We start from the raw sequence: 21065 nt of genomic DNA on the forward strand, positions 1-21065 counted from the left end.
AGGGTGTTTAGATGTGTATTGTATCGGTTTAATCGGGGATTACGATGAGGATGTTGTAGCACATGTGGCTATACCGCTAGCAATTCAATTGGCGGCAGATGAACTGGGTATTCAATTCAATTTCGAATGGGTTCCAACGCCTTCGTTGGATCGGGATTTCGAACAAAAGTTATCTAAATATCATGCGATTTGGGTCGTCCCTGCCAGTCCTTACCGAAGCATGCAAGGAGCTCTCAACGGTATCCGGTTTGCTCGTGAGCAACAGATTCCCTTTTTAGGTACGTGCGGTGGATTTCAACATATGATCATTGAGTTTGCAAGGAATGTAGTAGGACTTACTGCAGCAGAGCATGCCGAGGAAAATCCTGACGCCTCGTTGATTTTAGTTGCTCCGCTCTCTTGTTCGGTTAGCGAAAAAACGCATACGTTTAAGCTGGCCTCCGGTTCAAAAACGATAGATTTTTATGGCTCTCCTGAAATAGTTGAACAGTATGGAATTTGTAATTACGGGTTGAATTCGGAGTATCGCTCCAGGTTAGAAAATGCGGGTTTAAGCGTTGCCGGAGTAGACCTTGATGGCGAAGTGCGTATTATGGAACTGGATCGACATCCTTTTTTTATCGGGACTTTATTTCAACCTGAGCGTTCGGCGCTGAAAAATATTACTCATCCATTAATAAAAACATTTCTTCGCAAAGCATCCTCCTCGGAATAAGAAAGTTCGTTACGCTAACGGAGACGAGAGCTCAATAAATAACACCATTAGGCTGCCGCGGAATCAAGCGTGCAGCCTCGTTATGCTATTGGGCAGGATGGTTGAACAAAAAATGGAATTGTGATATTGTAATTTTGTAATTAAAATTACAATTGGAGACCATTATGCAAAATAAAAAACAGAGTGTAGTTATATCTATCCGCTTAGATGAATTATCGTTACGTGCTGTCGATCTGTTAATTGAATCGGGATTAGAATCAAATCGCTCTAGGGCAGTTTCCCATTTCATTAATGCTGGTATTAAATCATCAGAAGATCTGCTAATAAAAGCTCAGCGTCTTGCAGATAATGTTCATCAACTAAAAAATGAAATGATTGAAGCTGTAAAAATAAACGATCTTGAAAAAGTTGCTGAGCTAATAAATAAAGATTCGATGCTTGTAAATGCAAGAAATGACAAGGGAGAAACAGCAGTTCTCATGTCCGCTTATTATCGAACAAATGAGATTAAAGAGCTGCTTATAAGTAATGGTGCAGAACTAAATGTTTTTGAAGCATCAGCAATCGGAAACATCCCCCAACTGAAGAGGTTATTGAAAAAATCTCCTGATTTTTTACATAGCTATAGTAATGATGGCTTTACTCCCCTAGGGTTAGCGTCCCATTTTGGTAACGAGGAAACCGTAAATTTTTTACTGGATCATGGCGCAGAAGTGAACGCTAGGAGCAAAGATAATAACTTAAATAACATGGCGATTCACGCTGCGATCGCAGGGAATCACGAGCATGTTGTAAGGACTCTTATTGCTAAAGGAGCGGATATTAATGCTAAATGTGAAGGGAAATGGCGTTTAGGGTTTACTCCACTTCATGTTGCTGGATACTTTGGCAGAGAATCGATCATTAAACTTCTATTAGAAAATGATGCTGACAAAACCGCTTTAAATGATAATGGGGAAACAGCATATACAGTAGCCATTTTAAAAGGGCATCCAGAGTCAGCCGAACTCTTAAAATAATTTAAATTAAAGGAGATTATTAATGGAGAACAAACAAACTATCAATCCTGAACTTGTTCAAGAGTTCGTAGGTAATGCTCATGGTGACTTAGAACGAATTAAGCAGCTATTGGATCAAGAACCAGGACTGGTAAATGCATCGTGGGATTGGGGAAATGGTGATTGGGAGACTGCTTTAGGGGCTGCCGCTCATATGGGCAGAAAAGACATTGCTAGTTTTCTTTTAAGTAAAGGGGCTCGCATGGATCTATTTGCAGCTGCTATGTTAGGGAAGATCGACATTGTCAGAGCTGTACTTACTGATAATCCTGATTTGAAACATTCACTTGGACCGCACGGTATCCCACTTATAAATCATGCTGAAGCTGGGGGAGAAGATTCTATTCAGGTTCTTGAGTTCTTAAGACAATAAGTATATTACGAAGCTGGATCGATTTGTTCTAATCCTGCCTTTGTTAAGGTAACGGGAGACGATAGCATTCCTGTAGAGCGTTAATTATCAGCTTTGCAAAAAGAAGAGCGCCTCGGTACGATGGGAGTACGCAACGGGTCATAGCCCTTAAAATCCCATCATCCAGGAGGACGCTTTACTATGAAGTTTAAAGCCCAAGACAGACAAAATCAACTCATTGAAAAAATTACCCCTCAGCATCTCGTCGTCGGAATCGACATTGCACAACAAACGCATGTCGCTCGTGCAGTAAACTTTCGCGGGATCGCAATTGGCAATCCACTATCTTTCTCTAATGACGAAGAAGGTTTCCAGATCCTTCTTCGCTGGATTCAATCGTTGCAAGAAGCCTTTGAAGTGGTTCTTGTTAATCCTCATCTCGTGAAAAAGAACAAGGAAAACCGAGACAATACACCATCGAAGAGCGACAAAAAAGATGCTCTTGTCATTGCAGACATGGTTAAAAATGGTTACTATTCATTCATTCGCAACACGCCAGAAGCTTTTGAAGAGCTGCGCGTCTTTCTTTCTAACCGAGATTCTGTAGTGACGAGACTCGTAAGCGCTAAAAACCAAATTCATCGTTGGGTTGAGTTGGAATGGCTCGTAGCAACGAGGCATACCATCCGCATAAAACGATGCCAATTCAACTAGCAGCTTAAGCTTCATTTAACCGTTTCGTCGTACGAATTTTGGCTTATTCGCAGGATTTCAAAAGAAAGCACGGAGTACCGGATGCATTGAACCAAAGGGCACCGACCCGTAACGATAGCAAGACCGGCCACCACCCCTTGGACAGGCGTAACGAAGGAATGAGAGGGCAAAGACCCGTTGAGACATGGGAGTGATAACCTCCAGGGGCGGCGTGGAGAATGCGTGCAGTAAAGGGAATTATCTAGGGGAACATATATCCCCTCTATTCCCGTGTGCTTTCATGTTGCCAAAGTCTGACACGGAGTTCCCCTTCTTGTCTTCCATCCTTTATCAACCGGGCGAAATCCTGCGAATAAGCGAGCATTTGTGAGAAAACTGAATCGTACGGAGGGAGTTCAACGTCCAAATTTTTTTAAAAAATATCCCAACCTTTATTTCACCTGGCACACTATTTGATTGTCAGGAATTACAGATGCAACTGCGGAGGCGAAAGATGGATTCGATCGGGAAGAACGGAAAAGAAGCGGCGGAAGCGATTCGGAGCTATGTCAAACCGATTTTCGGTTTTGCGTTGAACCGGGTCAAGCAGCGGGCGGAGGCGGAGGATCTGGCTCAGGAGATTATGCTGCAGTTGTTGAAATCCTTCTCCGGGGTGCGGGACATTAGATGCCTGGAGGCTTACGTTTGGACGGTTGCCCGATACACTTGGGTGAATTGGTTGAAAAAGCGTGCGCACGCTCCCCAAGCGATCGAAATCAACGGCATGTCTGAACTGTCGGCCGCCCCTTCCCGGGAGCCGCTTGACCGGCTGCTGGTAACCGAAGCTTACCGCGAGCTGCGCCGAGAAGTCGCGTTTCTGTCCGACATCCATCGCCGGATCGTGGTCATGCATTACTACGACGAGCTTAAAATCGGCGATATCGCGATTGCTCTGAACATTCCTGTCAACACGGTGAAGTGGCATTTGAGCGAGGCCAAAAAGGAGTTAAGGAAAGGGATGAAACGTATGCGTGCAACAGGAACTTTGAGTGTCAATCCGGTCAGCATGGGGGAAATGGGCCATTCCGGTTCGGCCGGCAGACTGGGCGAAACCAACGATTTTCTTGGACGCGCCTTGGCGCAAAATATCGTTTACGCGGCTTATCACAAGGCGCGTACCGTACATCAAATCGCGGAGGAGCTCGGAATGCCGCCGTCTTTGCTGGAAGGCGAAGTCCGGCACCTGGCCGATTACAATTTTCTCATCCAAACCTCTCCCGGCAAATATCAAAGCAATACCATCGTCTGGGACCTCTTCGAGTTGGTCGTAGCCGGTCATCAATTCTGGCAAGATTGCGCCGCCGAAGTGGCCGATGTTCATTTCGACGCGTTAATGGAAGTTCGCCGGCAAGTCGAGGATAGCGGAGTGTACGTTCCGGACGGCGACTATAACTTCCTGCTCTGGACCTTGCTGCCCAAGAACGTCGAGGAGCAATCTTGGCGGAGCATGCCGGCGGGCGACAACTTCGATGCGGTCGCACCAATGCGAAAGGACGGAGGGCAGTATATTGCCTATGCGGCGTTGAACCGGAGCCGCAATGCCGATCCGGGTTTTGATTTGAGTAGTTACGTCACCTTCGGTCCGTCGCTCCGCTATGTCGAAGACACTCCCTTATACTTGTGGCAATTCAATACGTACTGGAGCGACCGCCAGGTGGATTGGCGTTTCCTGGAATACCGGGATGTCGAGATTTGTCATGCGTTCCAACAAGGGGAACTGCCCGACAACGAAGAGAACAGCGAGCAATATTCGTTCCTGCTGGAGAAGGGGTACATCCGCAAGACGGAGGAGGGGTACAAGTTCAATGCGGTTTGGATCGACTCTCCGCAAACGTTGGATCGGTTGAACAAGGCAATGCCGGATTTGTCCGCTCTGTATGCGCCTGCTGTCGGCAAGCTCTACGATAAAATGCTCAAGCTGTTCCTGCAAAATCAGCCGAAGCATTTGGAGCCGCAGCTTGCTTACATGGTGAGAGGCAATACCGGCGGAGGCCGGCTGGTCGCTTATATTTTGAAGCATTTGATCGATAACGGGAAGTTGAAACCGCCGTTGCCGCACCAGCAGAAGACGATTTCAACCTGGATGGGGCCGGTCAAGTAAGTCGGGTTCTGAAGAAGAAATTGAACATAGCGACAAAGAAAATGGGACGTACAGGTAAGCTGGTATTAGACGAGGAATGGGAAAATCCAGAAGATTGAACTAACGGGCACAAGAATTGAATAATCCAAATGAACAGATGCCCAAGATCGGCAGCCTCGCTTCGCTAACAGGACCAATGGTTCAATACTTGTATTGAATTATTCTCGGATCACCCTGTCATATTCGTAGTAGTTAAATGTTCAAAGGAAGAACTTGCTAGAAGAGAACAACTTAGAGGAGACAGGGAGGTTGGTTTAGCAAGTTCACAATACGATAACGTGTATTGCTTTAATGAATATGATCTTGAATTCAATACAGAAATAATGAGATCGAGTGAGTGTGCCAACGAGATATTAAACTTTATAAAATCTAATAAAAAATACACTGCTTTTAAGAAGTTAATTAAGGGGGAAATCAAAGAAGGCGTATCCAGTAGCTAGCACCATATTCACGCTTCGGGTCATTCGGTTCTCGGTCCTGTTAAGCTAACGGAGACGATAGTGCAATAACAACAGGCAGCCGATCATTTCGGCAGCCTGTTCAGCTGCTTCCTAGGTACGATATGATTTTAGATAAATAGTTGTTGATTATTTGGTGAGACAAGCTTATATTTAAATTGTTGGGGATATATGGAAAGGGGTATTATTCATGCCAGTGTTCCAGTAATGGTAAGGGAAATGCATTATTAATCCTGTAATTTAAAAGACGGGATTAGTGCGCCCTTTTTTACCGTTACCAAGGAATGCGGTACGAATAAACCTTGTTGAAAAAGCAAACAAGGATTAATCGGAGCTGCCTTTTTGGGTAGCTCCTTTTTACATTCTATATCCCTAATACTCATAATGTGGCTTTTTAACAATCTGATGTGTCTAATAATATGAATTATTCAACTCCAGGAGGGATATTATGAAAGACCTAAGAATAGAACAACTTGCGAGGAACGTTGTTACATACTCTGTAAATCTTCAAAAGGGAGAGAAGTTGCTAATTGAAGTAGAGGGCCACGATACCGTATTAGCTAAAGCAATTGTCTTAGAAGCTTATAACGCAGGCGCTTATCCTTTTGTAGTATTCACAGATCAGGATATTCTTCGAACACAATTGATGCATAGTTCATCGGAACAATTAGAACGATTAGCATCATATGATTTTGTCCGCATGAATGATATGGATGCTTATGTGCTAATTAGAGCAGATGCCAACGACAGTGAACTATCCGATGTTCCTTCAGAAAAAATTGATCAATACTGGAAGGTGTATTATCACCATGTTCATGAACCTAGATGGGCAAAAACAAAATGGTGTATTCTGAGTTACCCTAATGCCGCTGCGGCGCAACGCGCTAAGATGTCAACGGAAAAATTTGAGGATCTTTACTTTAGCGTGTGTAATCTAGATTATTCAAAATTATCAGAGCAAATGGATGTTTTAGTTAGTCTTCTAAGTAAAACAGATAAAGTGAGGATTAAGGGGGAAGGGACTGATCTGACGATGTCCATTAAAGGAATGCCCGTCAGAAAAGATGCTGGCCTACAAAATCTGCCTGACGGTGAGGTTTATAGCGTTCCTATAAAACATTCCATTAATGGAGTGATTAAATTCAATACTCCCGTCAATTTTAGAGGGACTACATTCGACAATATCGTATTAACCTTTGAACATGGAAAAATTATTGATGCAAAAGCAAATGACACGGCGAAGCTCTTGGAGATATTAGAGATAGATGAGGGGGCAAGATATATAGGTGAATTTGGTATTGGTCTAAACCCATATATATGGGAGCCAATGAACGATATTTTGTTTGATGAAAAAATTTGGGGTAGTATTCACTTGGCAATTGGCAGTGCCGCCGTTCAATGTCAGGATTCAAACCTATCTTCTATTCATTGGGATATCGTCTGTAATCAACGTGCAGAATACGGCGGTGGGCAAATATGGCTTGATGATGTCCTAATAAGAGAAAATGGTTACTTCGTTACTAAAGAACTTGAGGGATTAAACCCAGCATCAGCATGAGGCTGCCGCGGAAACCGATCGGCGGCCTTATTAAGCTATTTGGCATGTTAGCTAAATGACTTCGCGAATAATTTATGAGATGGAATATTCACAGGCTTTGATTATCACTTGATGTGAAATCAAAGCCAATATAATAAGTTAACAATTCAAGGAGGATTATATGAAGACTATCATCTATATGGTTAGGCATGCTGAATCACCATTCACTGAAGGAACCGAAAGAACAAGAGGACTAACCACTAAGGGCAAGGGCGATGTTGATGGGGATTTTTGATTAAGCTAAACGGAGAGCTTTAGTTCAACGATCCAGGAGCAGTTTACCGCCGCGCGAATTTCGATACAAGAGGTGTTTGTTATGGAAGTTAAAATTGATTTAGATTTTACCCCGAGATCACCACGACCCGGTATGCCATATACGGAATCAACCTTTGTACGTTCATCATCTCGGTTCACAATTCGAAGTGAGGAAATCGGAGTTGCTCTCGTGGATTTATGGAACTTTGGGTGGGAGGACGGCCCTGTCGTTGATTCCTTAGGATTGGAGTTAAGCACGGAAAGAGGTATTTCTCATGCGTTAAGGAAGAAAGAGATCATTATCAATCAAATAACGCCAGTAGTACGTTCACTACGACAACAGGGCATCCAGATTTTCCATTGCAATCATCCTCAGTTTTTGAGTCATTACCCCCAGTGGCACATATCGACGACTGAGGAAGAGCGGTCTCATATGGCTGACGTTCAGGAGATTTATGAAATGAGTAGGGATGAGAAGACCACGGCATTTCCCGAATTAGAATGGCAGGAAACCTGGAAATCCAGACACAGAGACGATGTGTTTAATATCTCCTGGATGAATGTGCAAGGTCATGTCTACGACCGAATTAGGATACCAATTGAAGTCGAGCCACAAGAGGGAGATCTGCTCATATACTCTAGAGAACAATTTGACCGCCTTCTCAGGAATAAGGGAATTAGAGTGCTGTTTTATATGGGATTCGAGACGGACGAATGCATTATAAGCAGCACTTACGGCATTCGGAATATGCATTCTTATGGATACATGACAAATATCGTTCGAGATTGCACGACAACATATGAATCGGCTGAAACTGTAAAAGGGTTATGGCGTACTAAGGTAGCCATCGAACAAATTGAGAAATTGTGGGGGTATTCTATAGACTCCTCTGAACTGGTGAAATCGTTCGATAACTCTTAGTGGGTTGGAATTCTACAGCTGCTTTTTTTTCATTAAGCTAAAGGGCAGGATAATTCCAATATGTGGTATTATGAAGTCCTTTTTCATTTATTCACAAAATAGGGTATTTTGCACAGATGTCCTAGTGATAAGCGTTAAGCACACAATTTTCTCGAATTAAATGGTCAACTATGTCCAGGTACTAGAAAAAGATAAAACTATTTAAAAAAAACAAAATTAAAGTATATTTCGCTTATAAGTTAAAGCACAGAACAGAGATTGCTAAAAATGATGAAGGAGCTGCTGCGGCAGCTCTTTTTACATCTTCACAAAGTAGAACTAAGCTGCTTTTCGTGTGCAACGCGCTTCAATCCAGCACTTGAAGAAGCTCAGAGGGGGGATCGAAGTTCCGATACTCACGAAAACCGGAACTTATTTTCATTTAAATCTGGAATATGATTACAGCTGCTTTGCCCCTGGTGTCAGCCAAGCTGGTACTACCCCATATTGTAAAACGATAAATTTGGTACTAAGATCAAATTGACAAAAATGAAGTGAGGTGCATGTTGTGAAGGAACGAGGATCTGTTGCTGATGGGAATTCCGGTTCTTGCCTTGTGCATATGGGGTCTGCCTTCGATCGCAAAAGAAGGAGCAGAACATTATCCGGCATACTGGGTATATCCCGTTATAATAGGCATGTACGCATCGGCGATACCGTATTTCGCTGCATTGTATCAGGCTTTCAAGCTTTTAAGCTATATTGACAAGAACAATGCGTTCTCGGAGTTGTCAGTTAAAGCTCTAAAGAATATCAAATTCTGTGCACTCACAATCAGTGTTTTATATGCGGCATGCGAGCCGTTCTTCAAAAGCTTTTGAAAAATGCCATCGATATAAAATCAGAAAATGATTTGACGATCTGAGGTGCATAACATGGCGATTATAATCAATATTGACGTGATGCTGGCTAAAAGGAAGATGAGCGTTACCGAGCTTGCGGAGAGAGTCGGAATCACGATAGCCAATCTCTCTATATTGAAAAATGGAAAGGCAAAAGCGATTCGATTAGCCACTTTAGAGGCGATTTGCAAGGCTTTAGAATGCCAGCCCGGAGATATTTTGGAATATAAAATGGACGAAAACACGCAAGGATGAAATGAGCAATCGACCGTATTGAACGAACGGTTACGATAATTAATAAAGACAAGACGGCAGCCAATCAAGACCAATCCAATCAAGGAGCAGAAGCCGCGTGCGGCTGCTGCTCCTTTTCGCATTGAAGAAATGTCAGGTAGTTTCTCGCAGCATATCAGTATTTGAACAATAACTTAAAAAACAGCAGATGGAACTTAAAAAAGGCGCATCCATTCAAAACTGTCCGTGTTATATAATAAATCACAATTAACCTTGTAAGCGCATACTTAAGCTGTGAGGAGGGGGTTGCATCGGCCGCGCTCGGTCGACTGCAGTTGTGCTAATTGTCGGATCAAGATCTAGCTTCCAATATGATGATACGAGGTGTTCGATCATGCAAAAGCATATGAAACAGGGATTGTCGTTACTGTTATGTGTACTATTAATAGGTAATACTCTATTCATGGGATCAACAGCTAAAGCTGCGGCCGCCGGTGAGACAGTATCCTTCCCGGTGGTGCAAGACGCGTTTGTGTCTAATTTCGGAACGCAGGGAGACAGCTTGGGGATTGCTTTAAACGCCAATAAATTAATCTACGGGAAATTCCGGCATACGTATCTCAAGTTTGATTTATCCTCCATCGATACGGAAAAATATAATGTAGACGAGATGCAAGTGATTTTGAGCTTCAGAAAAACGCATGCGGCCAACGAGTTGGTCTTTACGGAAAGCGAACCGACCTTGCGAAGCTCTGGCCTCGCGTGGACGGTTAACAATCTTACCTATAATACTCGCCCTAACGATATTGCCGGATCGCCGGTTGTAACCCAAAACGTTACGTCAAACGGTGAACAAAACCTTTCCGTTGATTTGTCCACGATCTTCCGATCCGCGTTAAATAATGGAAGAAAAGTAGTCAGTATACACCTTACGACAACGAAAGTGGACGATAGCGCGGTAAGCGCCAGCGAGATGTATTCCTCAAGGAATACATCGGGACAGCCCGGACCATTCTTGGCCGTCACGCTGGGGAATCCTATTGTGGACGACGCGATCGATAGAACGGCGCTCAACGCGCTGATTGCCGAAGCGGATCAGTTAATGGAAGCCGATTACACAGCGGCAAGCTGGGCGGTATTTGCAGAAGCCCTTAATAATGCACAAGAAGCAAGTGCTGGCAGTGCGACGCAAGACGAGGTTAACCAAGCGCTCTTGTTGCTGCAAACGGCAATGAACAACCTTAAGGATGCGGAGCTTCCTTCCAAGATTACGGGTCCGAACATGGGAAATTACTTTAACAACAGCAAGAGCGCGTCCATGATTTTTAAAATGAAAAATGGGGATGGCAAATATGTAAAGGTTGATCCCGTCACGGAGAAACTGTCGCTTACGGCAAATGCCGCCGAGGCTTCCGCGTTCGCGCTGTATGTCCTTGACTATTTCGCCACCGTGGACAAAGAGGAGCCGGAGGTTGGAGCGACCAGGACGGCTTATTCCATCAAATCGCTGGACAATGGCAAATATCTTACCATCCAAAATTATTTTACGGCTGAAGAGTTCCTGAACAATGAGCATCGTTACTTCAATATCCTGAGCGGCGCCCAAAGCGGCACCAGCACCGAAAGGACGTTCGAGGTCAAGGCGTCGGCAAGCATCCCGAACTGGAACGAGCGGTTTTATGTAGATCGTTACGTAGAATCGGGTTATTACCGTATCTGGTCGCATTTATCCACGATGAGAGACGATGCGGGCTTCAATCGTTTTAATGTCACAATGACCGACGACTCCATGCAGAGCACCGGAACGGCCGCTCAGAATATCGAATACAGATTTTATTTTGAAGAGGTAACGGGCAGGGATCAGCTGGAGGTAAGCCAAAAGGTATCCGGAGACGACGCCGATTTGTTCTGGCGTCCCGTGAACGGCGATACGGACCCTGCAAGTTACCGTGTCGTTGGGACGGACGCAGCAAACGTTGTTTTTGCCGACGGCTTGATGCACGTGACGCTTTCGGACTTGAGCGCCGGCGACCACGGGTATACCGTTGAATATAACGGAAACGGATATCAAGCGACCACGGACGTGAAGGTCCGAATCTTCAGCCATCCGGGTATTTTGCTTGCCGCGGAAGACCTGAATAGAATGAAGCTTCGTGTTCAGGAAGAGGCTGAGCCCTGGTACTCCGATTACCAGAGACTGTTGAACAGTGTTTCGTACAATTTATCCAGCTTCGATTACGAAACCACTGTTTTTTCGAATGTCGGACGCGGAGGTGCTCCGTCGGATTCCGCCAATATCGGCTATTTTGAGAAGGGCGGCAATGCGGCTTACTTCAACGCCCTGCAGTGGGTGATCACGGGGGACAATAAATATGCGGATAAAGCCGTCGACATCCTCGGTAAATGGGCGAAGGCCTTGAAAGTGATTGACGGCAGGGACAGAATACTAGGCGCAGGAATCAATGCTTACAAATACGCCAGCGCGGCGGAAATCATAAGGTATTACAACGGGGGATACAGCGGATACAGCGACGCTGACTTCAAAGCGCTCCAGGATATGATGATCAACGTGGTATATCCGGTTATCCAGGATGCAGCCGCTCCCATGCTCGCCAACGGCAACTGGGACGTGGCGGCCATCGTCAGCATGATGTCTATTGGCGTTCTTTGCGATAATTCGGAAATCTTTGATCGCGCGACGGCCTTCTATCAGGACATTCATGTGAACGGTTCTATCTTCGCCTATGTGAACGATTCAGGCCAGACGATGGAAACCGGCCGTGATCAGGCCCATGCCATGTTGGGTATCGGATATATGGCCGAGATATGCCTGATCGCTTACAATCAAGATGTGGATTTGTATTCCCTGTACGATAACAGGCTGGCCAAAGCTTTCGAATATTCGGCGAAATACAACCTGTATTCGAAGGAGCTTTACGGTGAGGATGTACCTTTCGTTGCGATGCCGAATGTTTTTGGCGATACCAGCAGAGGATATTATGGAGCCGGGTTTGACAGGGAGAATAACGGGCTTAACAGAGGCGAGCTCAGGCCTGTTTTTGAGCAAGCGCTTGCCCTCTATACCAAGGCAGGCGGCGTCGATATGACATGGACGACGAGGGCGGCGGCGGGTTCGCGCCCGCAGGCAATGGTGCATTTTGATAATTTGAACTTTGGCACCCTGACGTACTATAATGGCGAGCCGCTGCATGCAAGCGGGCCGTATTTTCAGATGCGGACGAGATGGGAGCCTCTATATCAGAGGAATTGGAGTATCGTGGACGGTCAAAGGGTCGCCGAGACATTGAACTCTTACTACAATATCAATGAAAACGGCGAGCTTGTTACCAGCGTCATGAAGATGGACGCGCCCTTCTATCAAATGGTCGCTAACGATGACGGCACCTTTTCGATTCGGCTGGTTAAGTCGAATACCTATTTATCGGTTAAGGATGATACGGTAAACGGTCTAAATATTATTAAAGCCGACGCCACAGCGATAGGCGAGAATGAAAAGTTTATTTTGCGCTCCAGCGGGGTCGGCCCCTTCTTCCTGGTTTCTCCCAAGTATGATAATCGGATCGTATATCAATACGCGGCTGGATCAGGAAGCAGTGCCGTATTAACACTCCGGCTGGGAACGAAGAAACTGTCGCAAATCGCAGATATACCGGACATCTCAACGAACGAGAGACTTATTTTTATGTACAATTTCGAGGATGTCGCATTGAATGGCAGCGCGGCTCCAAGCATCACATCGGCGGGCAGCAGCAGCGTGGCGAGCGGCGAAGGCGGCACATTCCAGGTTGAGGCGACAGGCACGACTCCACTCAGCTATAGGCTGGACGGAGCGCCGGACAGCGTAACGATCAACGGCAGAACAGGGTTGATCACGATTGCGGACACCCTAACGGTCGGTATTTATTCGTTCACCATTATGGCGTCTAACGGCATATTGCCTAATGCGACGCTGACGTTCACGCTGACGGTGGAGGCAATCGTTCCAGGCACGCCGATGAACGTTACGGCGACGCCGGGTGATGGGCTGGTAACGTTGAACTGGAATGCCCCGGCCAGCGACGGCGGCGCGGAGATTATCATGTATGAGGTATCACAGGATAACGGAGCGACATGGATCGATGCGGATACCGACACAACTCACACCTTCAATGGACTGACGAACGGTACGGCGTACACATTCACGGTGAGAGCAGTCAACAGCGCGGGCAGCGGCGCGGTGGCGGAGGCGAAGGCCACGCCGGTAGCGGTACCAGCGGTTCCGTCGAAGGTTTCCGCGAAGAAGGCCGGTCCGGCTGCGATCGAAGTCAGTTGGACGGCGGTTTCAGGCGCAACCGGCTACAACGTGTACCGGTCTCTCAAGGGTGAAAGCAATTACGTGAAGATCAATCAAGAATGGATCACGACGAATTCGTTCACCGATCCGGACCTGTCGGCGGGAACGAAATATTATTACAAAGTAACTGCGGTGAACCAAAGCGGCGAATCCGCCATGTCCAAGGAAACCCATGCAAAGACGGAAAAGAAGTGACGACCGGTAAGAAGGACCGTTCCGCGCGCTGGCGCGGAACGGTTCTTTTCCTGTGGTCAAATGAAGGTACAATAACTGATGATCAAAGAGGTATCGTGATGGTTAAAGCGTTGTTCTTATATTTGTACCATTTATTGAGCTATTCCAGCTAATAGCTTGTCAATATTTAATTATTAATGGCATATTCATCATGCATTTCTATAGCCTGCTACTTAGTCTAGACGGAACGATTCTTTCTTGGTCAAAATGGCAAAGATCCAGTGGATGAGTTTTTTTACACAAGCGATTATGGCTACTCTAAACAGTTTTCCCTCAGCTCGTTTTTTATGGTAGAATGCTCTTAATTTTTTGTTCCGATTGCTACGAATGCCACATCGCACAGCTTGAAATAGAACTGTACGAAGCCTCCTTGAGCCATGTTTCGTGATTCTATTTTGGGTTGCTACAAATTTGCCTGAAGAAAAAACACTTGGATCGACACCGGCGAAAGCCACCAGCTTCTTGGCGTGTTCGAACCGATCGATCTCTCCGATCTCTGCTAAGATTGTTGCAGCAATCTTAGTACCAATGCCGGGAATCGATTGGATTAAATCATATTCGAGCAATTCTTCAGCCAGGGCATCTACCGATTTTTCGAGGTCTGTTAAATGTTCCCGGTATTGAAGAAGCAATTTAATGAGCAGCTGCATGGAAATCAGATGGCTTGGAAAAGCCGTCTCTTTGAATGGGTTTCGCCTTGCTGCAGCCATTAGAATTTGAGCATGTTCCAGACACCATAAAGCGGATCGGCCGCGTCCAATAAGGCTTTGGATTGCTGTTGTAATTTCGTTTTCGGTCATTTCTAGCACATCTTTGGATGTTGAGTACTTAGCCAGCAGTCTAAGGGAAACCTTTGAATACAGGTCACCAAACACGCCGAGATATTCGGGAAATACCTGATCGAGAATAGCTTGGAATTGCAGTTTCGCTTGGTGACCTCATAATACGATCGGGCAGGATACTGAGAAGTGAAGGAGTAAAAGTTATGGAATTGAGTCATGTCCACTTAGGTTATTACAGGAATGATAATGATATAGAAGCTGTTGGTTTTTTTGAAGATGACGAATTGGTTTTTTACTTCGATGATAGTGATGATAAAGGCTTGTTTAAAGAGAATCAGCAAAGACATGAATTGTTTGGTATTGTTATTTTTAAAGCGTGTGATTACGAAGAAGCAGAAGGGAAATTTAATGAATGGGTAAGATGTATATGGGTCCCAGATGCTGGCCAGCGACCGGATCCAAATACAAACCAAGGAGACTACAAGATGAATTCTACTCAAAATGAACGCATTAATCAAATCACTTCTTCTACCTTAATTGTCGGCGTAGACATCGCTAAATTTAAACACGTCGCTCGAGTACAAGACTACCGCGGAGTCGAGTTCGGGAGGCCCATTACGTTTGAGAACAATCGTGAAGGCTTTGCAATGTTCGTTAGCTGGTTCAGAAAGATTGCGACGGAGCAAGGGTTCCAGGACACCGTCGTTGGCATGGAACCGACCGGTCACTTCTGGCTGAACCTGGCCCATTTTCTAAGAGAACAGCGCGTTACGTGCACTGTGGTTAATCCGCTCCACGTGAAGAAAAGCAAAGAGTTGGATGAGCTTGAGTGTAAGTTTGAAGAGCTTGAGGCAAGGCTGGATGAGCTTTTGGGGCAAATCCCGCAGGTGAAGCAACTACTGGCCATTAAAGGAATTGGCCGGGACAGTATAGCCGGTTTCCTCGCTGAAATTGGCGACATTGAACATTACCGGCATCCAAAACAGATCATTAAGCTCGCAGGCTTGAACCTAAAAGAAAACACGTCCGGTAAACACAAGGGACAAACGAAGATCACGAAGCGAGGGCGTAAGCGGTTACGAGCGCTGCTATTTCGCGTTATGATGCCATTGGTGGCCAAGAACCGAGCGTTTAAGGCGTTGCATGAGCACTACACCAAACGGCCAGATAATCCGTTGAAAAAGATGCAGTCACTCATTGCGCTTTGCGGTAAGCTGGTTCGAATTCTCTTTGGTGTCCTGAAAAAAGGTCATCGGTACAGTGAAGAAAAGATGTTGCAGGATATTCCTCGGTTCACGGAAGTTTCGTGGGGCAGCTTAAATTCATGCTTTTTCATAAAAGACGAACGTAAATAACTAAGGTACAGACAATTGAAGCACGGATGAGTCGGAATAACACTATCATACGGACGAAGATCCTGTCGGGCAGCATATCCGACCTCCACCTCATGGACAGGTTGAATGAAGGAATGTGGGAGCGAAGACTCTGTCAGACATGGGAGGGTTGACCTCCATGAGGCGATGTGGAGATCCTAAGGTGCGACCATAAATCTCCAGAAAGTCCACTTTTTTAAACGAGTGGTCTGGTTGGATATGCTTTTTTTACTTTTCCCGCCCCATATTCTGCATCTTCTACAACCTTGTTCCATTCAGTTGTTGTTTCGTACGAAAGAAAAACGTTCAAAACCTAAGAAAACAAGCGTATTTAAGAGGAAAACTATTCTCCATAGAGGGAGTTCAACGTAGTGGTAAACATCCAGGGGTAGTTTGATTTTAATTATCTTTTCTTTTTACTTCAACGGGATAACAACCTAAACTTGAAGTACAAAAAGGAGGTTATCTGATGGTTGATGTTTTTGCTGTAGCTGACATTATTGTCAAACATATTAAGACTCATTACCCCCAAGATGTTGCTATTGTCGGATATTACGGATCATATTTGCAGGGGCGAGCGAATGAACGATCGGATTTGGATTTCTTCTTCATTCCGGGCACGGCCAGAGGAAGACAAGTAGAATGCCAATTTATAATCGACGGTATAAGTTTTGATTTCTGGCCAATCGGATGGGATCGTGCTGAGAGAATGGCAACATCTGAGGAGTGGAGCACGACGATTATAGCAGACTGTGAGCTATTATATGTCCGATCAGAAGATGATCTTGCGAGGTTCATGGAACTTCGTAAGACAATAACCAACATGGGCAGTGAATCCAAAGCACCTGATTTGATCAGCAAAGCCGAATCAGTATTAAAGGATTGCCTTATCAGCATGGCTAAAATGCAGCTTACCGAAAACACCAATGATCTGTCCTATTTTCGAACCCAGGCTCAAGAGATTACGGTAAACATTTTTAAGTCTCTTGGATTCTTGAACCAAATCTACTATAAGCGCATGTGGGGCCACTATCGCGAGCAAGTCAGAAATCTCCCTATTAAGCCGGACCAACTGGATCAATACCTCGATACCATTATGTTCAGCCTTATTCCAGATGAAATTATGTCAGCGTGTGAGAAACTGACTGCAGATACACTTTGCCTTATATCGGAACGACAAAACAGCCAAGAAGAGAATCGCTCTTATAAAGAGCGATTGAAGGGGTACTACGAAGAGGAAAAGGGGATGATGAACAAACTGTTAACCGCGTGCGAAAAAGGACATTACGAAACAGCTTTCTTCGTTGCTACTGGTGTACAAGACGGGTTAGCTCGAATTTTGTACGCTGCAGAAAAAGGACGTTGGCCTGGTATTGTTGATTTTGGTGAGCATCGAGAGTTTTACGTTCGTTATGGGTATCCAGATCTTGTCGCGCTGTTGGATCCAACAGATTTTGAACCGTTACGATTAGCCGTTCTGCAGCTTATAGAAAAGTTAGAGAATCACCTAAGAACAGAAGGTGTATCTTTGAACCAGTTCGACTCTGTTGCTGATTTCGAATCATTTTACATAAACAGAGTTTGATTACATTGCGATCAAACGGTGTGTTATGTTACATAGATGTTCCGCTAACGGAGAACGATAGCTGAATAAAGAAACGACGGCAGTCGATCATAATTGATCGGCTGCCAATTTCACGCTGCCGGCTATTTTTGTGAGGGCCTACCCAGCGCCTTATTTTACCCCAACGACCGAGTGGAAAGCTCCATTACACTTTGAACGAAAGACTGCAACTCGTCTATAAAAATTTTTGCAGCTTGCCCCATAAATTTATCCGTTCGATATAGGATGCAAATATCCTGGCTTGGCGTTGGATTGAGCAGCGTTACGGCTGAGATGTTATCGCCTTTGAGGTAATCTAGCAGCAGCCGCGGAAGAATTGCCGCTCCTATCCCTTGTTCGACTAAGGACAAAAGCGTCGATAACGTGGAGGTTACGATTGAATTGTCTAATTCTATCCCCTTTTCTTGACAGCAAGAATGAATGACCTTCGTAATCTGATGCTCCGGACCGAACATGACCATCTTAAGCTGCTGTAATTGTTCGAAGAGGATCGCCTTTGACTTAGCAAAGGGGTGATCCGAATGGATGGCCAATGCAAACTCCTCGTGGAACAAAGGAATGATCGAGATGCGATCATCCGGATTCGCAGGCACAATAGTAACGCCAAGATCTCTTGTGCCGTCAACAACCTGTTCATACACATCCACGGTCTCCGTAACGCGTATGGAAAGCTTGGGATATGTACGGTGGAAATTGATCAACAGTGTATCGAACAGCAAATCCCCATCTCCAGGAAGAATCCCGATGTCCAGCCTGCCGCCTTCCATACGCTTCAGATCCGTAATCGCTCCCTTAATATAGTCGATGCGTTCGAAGATGATATGACATTGATCCAGCAAGATCTTACCCGCCTCCGTCAATGCAATCCGTTTGCCAATGCGATCGAACAGCGGCATCCCAAGCTCGTTTTCCAAAAACTTGATCTGCTGACTCAGATTCGACTGTGTCGTGCACAGGTTCTCGGCCGCTCTTGAGAAATGCATTTCCTTACAAACGGCGGCAAAATACTCAAGTTGCCTGAACTCCACTCCTCGTTCCCCCTTTTAATAAGCGGTCTCCATTCATCATTATAAATGAAAATCCAATTTATCCCAATCCTTTATTCAATCATTACTGAAACCGATCAATTGAATCGGAATCTCGTGATTGTTGCTTTGTGGAGAGAGGAGTACACTTTGGATGTGAAAGCGATACGCTTACAACAATTTAAACGGGAGGCGTTTTAACCATGGCTATTCGATTATTACAAGCGGAAAAGTTCTGCATCAGATCGTGATCGGGCAGCTTCAAGGCGTTTCGGAGGATCAATTCGATATTCAAGCGAAAGGCTTCAATAACACGATTCGTTGGAATGTCGGTCATATGGTTTATTGGATGGATAAATACTCCACTTTATCCTTCGGACTCCCGTCTGCAATTCCGCCTCATTATGAATCGTTGTTCGGCTCCGGAACGAAACCTTCGGAATGGACGATTACTCCGCCCTCGAAGGAGGAACTGACCGAACTATTAATGGCGCAGCTTTCCCGTCTCTCCGAACTGACGCCCGAAATGCTGGACATGAAGCTGCAATCGCCATACATCATGGGCCCGTTCCAATTCATTACCTCCGGCGAGTTGTTCAATTTCGCTCTGATGCACGAAGCCATACACCTTGGCATCATTTCGAGCCAGCTTAAAGCCATGCAATAAGATGTGGCAATACGAATAGCAGGTGGATCTGATCCGCCGCCCGATGTTCCATCTCTAAAAAAGGAGATCAGTGCTAGATGAAACCGGATCAAGTGTTACTTCAATACTTCCACAATTTGGTGGATATCGACAAAGCCCTTAGTTATGTACATCATGATGCCAAGTTTATCGCGGCATTCGAGAAGGAGACGGACAGACATTACTTCTATGGAACCTATTATGGGATAGAAGGCGTAAGGACGCTATTGTCCAAGTTCCAGAAAGATCTTGATACCCAAGAATTCGAGATCCGCAAGATACTTGCTGATGAAACCACTGCTTTAGCTTGGGGAAGATTCAAGCATCGGATTCGGCCTACCGGCAAAATGTTTGAAAGCCATTGGGCGGTGGTTTGCGAAGTGAAAGACGGCAAGATTAAGTATTTCCGGGGCTTTGAAGATACAGGTGCCTTGGAAGCCGCTTATAGAGAGGATTGATGCACCACGAGAATTCCGCATTTGTACGACCGCCATGTCGCACTAACGGGTACAAGAGCTAAGCGATGGCACCGATCCATCGCTTAGCTTTTTGTTCTGGCTGCCGCTGAGCTATCGGGCAGTTGAACGACAGTAGGAGTAGTTTGCAATGGCAACTGCTCTTTTTCTTCATTAAGCTAAAGGGCAGATTAGTAGTAACATAGGCTGCCATCGATGGCAGCCTTATTCGTTCAAGGCTGATGACATCAGATTATAATTCGCGGACAAAGCGGAATACGGTCAACCCTCTAAAGCCATTGCTGATATTGTTCCTGTATCGTGTCTCTTGCGACCTGTCTTTTTTGCAAAATGGCTGTCGGGACCATCGTATTGTATTTCTTTATTTTTATATTGATTTCGGCTATTTCCTGGTCCCATTTATTATCGCTGTTATCAGGGGGAGAGGTTAGCAGCTTGCGGATTTGCTCTCTTATTTCTTGCTGCAGCTGTAACCAATCTGGCAGCACGTTAGCATTTTTGAGTATGCTGGTGAAAACATCGCCAGAATCGAGATTCAACGGCTTTCCTTTGCCAGGAAGATGATCGAATGCGCCCTTTTTCTGCTGCTCCTTGTACATTTCATCGAGCCAATGGCTTTGCGATACATTCGTATTCCAATATTGATTTTGATGAACCGCAGACTCACCGGCGTCCGATTCCAGCGAGGAGTCAGTTTCAGCTATTACATCAGAAGGTTGAGGATGAGTCTTATCCACTTCAATTATCGAAGTATCATGATCTTCATTGTTTGCAGAAAAATGATTGTTCTTCTTTTTGAACCAAAGAAACATTCTATTCCCCTCCACATCCCGTGATGAGATTATCATACTTGAAAATGCTGAAGCTGTCGCGAAGTTATATGACTATTCTGTTAATTCATAGTGCCAGAGATTAAGAACAAATGGGTTTGACTCCCTGCTTTATTTTCCTCATGATAGACTTGGAAGTCTACTAATGTTGTACGGAATGTGTTTACTAATGGGTGTAATTTAGAAGCTATTATGATTGAACTATCGGAGACGATAGTGAAATGATTATGACTGGAGCAGGCGCCGCGGCGACCTGCTTCTGATCGTTTGAAGTAACTGGCAGGATAGTTGAACAGTGATAAAGTGAACCTTATCTT

Annotated in this window: 14 protein-coding genes and 5 pseudogenes; 16 read left to right on the forward strand and 3 right to left on the reverse strand. The window is 45.1% G+C overall.

What is annotated here, in order from left to right; genetic code table 11:
- Positions 1-13: 13 nt before the first annotated feature.
- The 11 genes and pseudogenes from IDH41_RS11030 to IDH41_RS11080 all read left to right on the forward strand — a co-directional run bounded on the left by IDH41_RS11030 (position 14) and on the right by IDH41_RS11080 (position 13914).
- Entirely contained in the window at positions 14-715 is a 702-nt protein-coding gene (locus IDH41_RS11030) for a CTP synthase C-terminal region-related (seleno)protein (protein WP_190860940.1), read from the forward strand.
- A 164-nt stretch (positions 716-879) separates the two neighbouring features.
- Positions 880-1734 carry an ankyrin repeat domain-containing protein gene (locus IDH41_RS11035; protein ID WP_190860942.1) on the forward strand — a complete coding sequence of 285 codons (855 nt, stop codon included), beginning with the start codon at positions 880-882 and terminating at the stop codon, positions 1732-1734.
- Between the two features lie 22 nt (positions 1735-1756).
- Positions 1757-2146, forward strand: coding sequence for an ankyrin repeat domain-containing protein (locus tag IDH41_RS11040; RefSeq protein ID WP_190860944.1), 390 nt, complete (start codon positions 1757-1759; stop codon positions 2144-2146).
- A gap of 180 nt (positions 2147-2326) precedes the next feature.
- A pseudogene (locus IDH41_RS11045) lies at positions 2327-2782 on the forward strand (IS110 family transposase); the annotation flags it as partial.
- Between the two features lie 550 nt (positions 2783-3332).
- Positions 3333-4979 (forward strand): RNA polymerase sigma factor, encoded by a 1647-nt coding sequence (locus IDH41_RS11050; protein WP_190860946.1) that lies wholly within the window; start codon positions 3333-3335, stop codon positions 4977-4979.
- Between the two features lie 185 nt (positions 4980-5164).
- Positions 5165-5458, forward strand: a pseudogene (locus tag IDH41_RS11055) (phosphotransferase-like protein); the annotation flags it as partial.
- Positions 5459-5924: 466 nt separating this feature from the next.
- Positions 5925-7034, forward strand: coding sequence for an aminopeptidase (locus tag IDH41_RS11060; protein WP_190860948.1), 1110 nt, complete (start codon positions 5925-5927; stop codon positions 7032-7034).
- A 355-nt stretch (positions 7035-7389) separates the two neighbouring features.
- Positions 7390-8250 (forward strand): isochorismatase family protein, encoded by an 861-nt coding sequence (locus IDH41_RS11065; RefSeq protein ID WP_190860950.1) that lies wholly within the window; start codon positions 7390-7392, stop codon positions 8248-8250.
- 572 nt (positions 8251-8822) lie between these two features.
- Positions 8823-9154: pseudogene (locus IDH41_RS11070) on the forward strand (DUF2975 domain-containing protein).
- A 10-nt stretch (positions 9155-9164) separates the two neighbouring features.
- Entirely contained in the window at positions 9165-9386 is a 222-nt protein-coding gene (locus tag IDH41_RS11075; protein ID WP_190860952.1) for a helix-turn-helix domain-containing protein, read from the forward strand.
- Between the two features lie 373 nt (positions 9387-9759).
- On the forward strand, positions 9760-13914 hold the full coding sequence (locus tag IDH41_RS11080) for a fibronectin type III domain-containing protein (protein WP_190860954.1): 4155 nt from the start codon (positions 9760-9762) through the stop codon (positions 13912-13914).
- Between the two features lie 212 nt (positions 13915-14126).
- Here the strand turns inward: IDH41_RS11080 and IDH41_RS11085 are convergent.
- Positions 14127-14885: pseudogene (locus IDH41_RS11085) on the reverse strand (IS110 family transposase); the annotation flags it as partial.
- Between the two features lie 53 nt (positions 14886-14938).
- Between IDH41_RS11085 and IDH41_RS31295 the strand changes: the two are divergent.
- The 3 genes and pseudogenes from IDH41_RS31295 to IDH41_RS11095 all read left to right on the forward strand — a co-directional run.
- A pseudogene (locus tag IDH41_RS31295) lies at positions 14939-15142 on the forward strand (DUF3986 family protein); the annotation flags it as partial.
- 78 nt (positions 15143-15220) lie between these two features.
- On the forward strand, positions 15221-16090 hold the full coding sequence (locus IDH41_RS11090; RefSeq protein ID WP_223829648.1) for a transposase: 870 nt from the start codon (positions 15221-15223) through the stop codon (positions 16088-16090).
- 487 nt (positions 16091-16577) lie between these two features.
- Positions 16578-17693, forward strand: coding sequence for a hypothetical protein (locus IDH41_RS11095; RefSeq protein WP_190860958.1), 1116 nt, complete (start codon positions 16578-16580; stop codon positions 17691-17693).
- Positions 17694-17848: 155 nt separating this feature from the next.
- Here the strand turns inward: IDH41_RS11095 and IDH41_RS11100 are convergent, their stop codons facing one another.
- Entirely contained in the window at positions 17849-18760 is a 912-nt protein-coding gene (locus IDH41_RS11100) for a LysR family transcriptional regulator (protein WP_190860960.1), read from the reverse strand.
- Positions 18761-19004: 244 nt separating this feature from the next.
- On the opposite strand from IDH41_RS11100, the gene IDH41_RS11105 reads away from it, so the two are divergent.
- Complete coding sequence (locus IDH41_RS11105) at positions 19005-19424, forward strand: DinB family protein (protein ID WP_317890726.1); 420 nt, start codon at positions 19005-19007, stop codon at positions 19422-19424.
- Between the two features lie 77 nt (positions 19425-19501).
- Positions 19502-19900 (forward strand): nuclear transport factor 2 family protein, encoded by a 399-nt coding sequence (locus tag IDH41_RS11110; protein ID WP_190860963.1) that lies wholly within the window; start codon positions 19502-19504, stop codon positions 19898-19900.
- Positions 19901-20187: 287 nt separating this feature from the next.
- Here IDH41_RS11110 and IDH41_RS11115 read toward each other — a convergent pair whose 3' ends face one another.
- The gene (locus IDH41_RS11115) at positions 20188-20730 is read right to left on the reverse strand and encodes a DnaJ family domain-containing protein (RefSeq protein ID WP_190860965.1); all 543 of its coding nucleotides are present in this window, start codon (positions 20728-20730) and stop codon (positions 20188-20190) included.
- Between the last annotated feature and the right edge of the window lie 335 nt (positions 20731-21065).

The organism is Paenibacillus arenilitoris (assembly GCF_014705655.1).
GTDB classification, from domain to species: domain Bacteria; phylum Bacillota; class Bacilli; order Paenibacillales; family Paenibacillaceae; genus Pristimantibacillus; species Pristimantibacillus arenilitoris.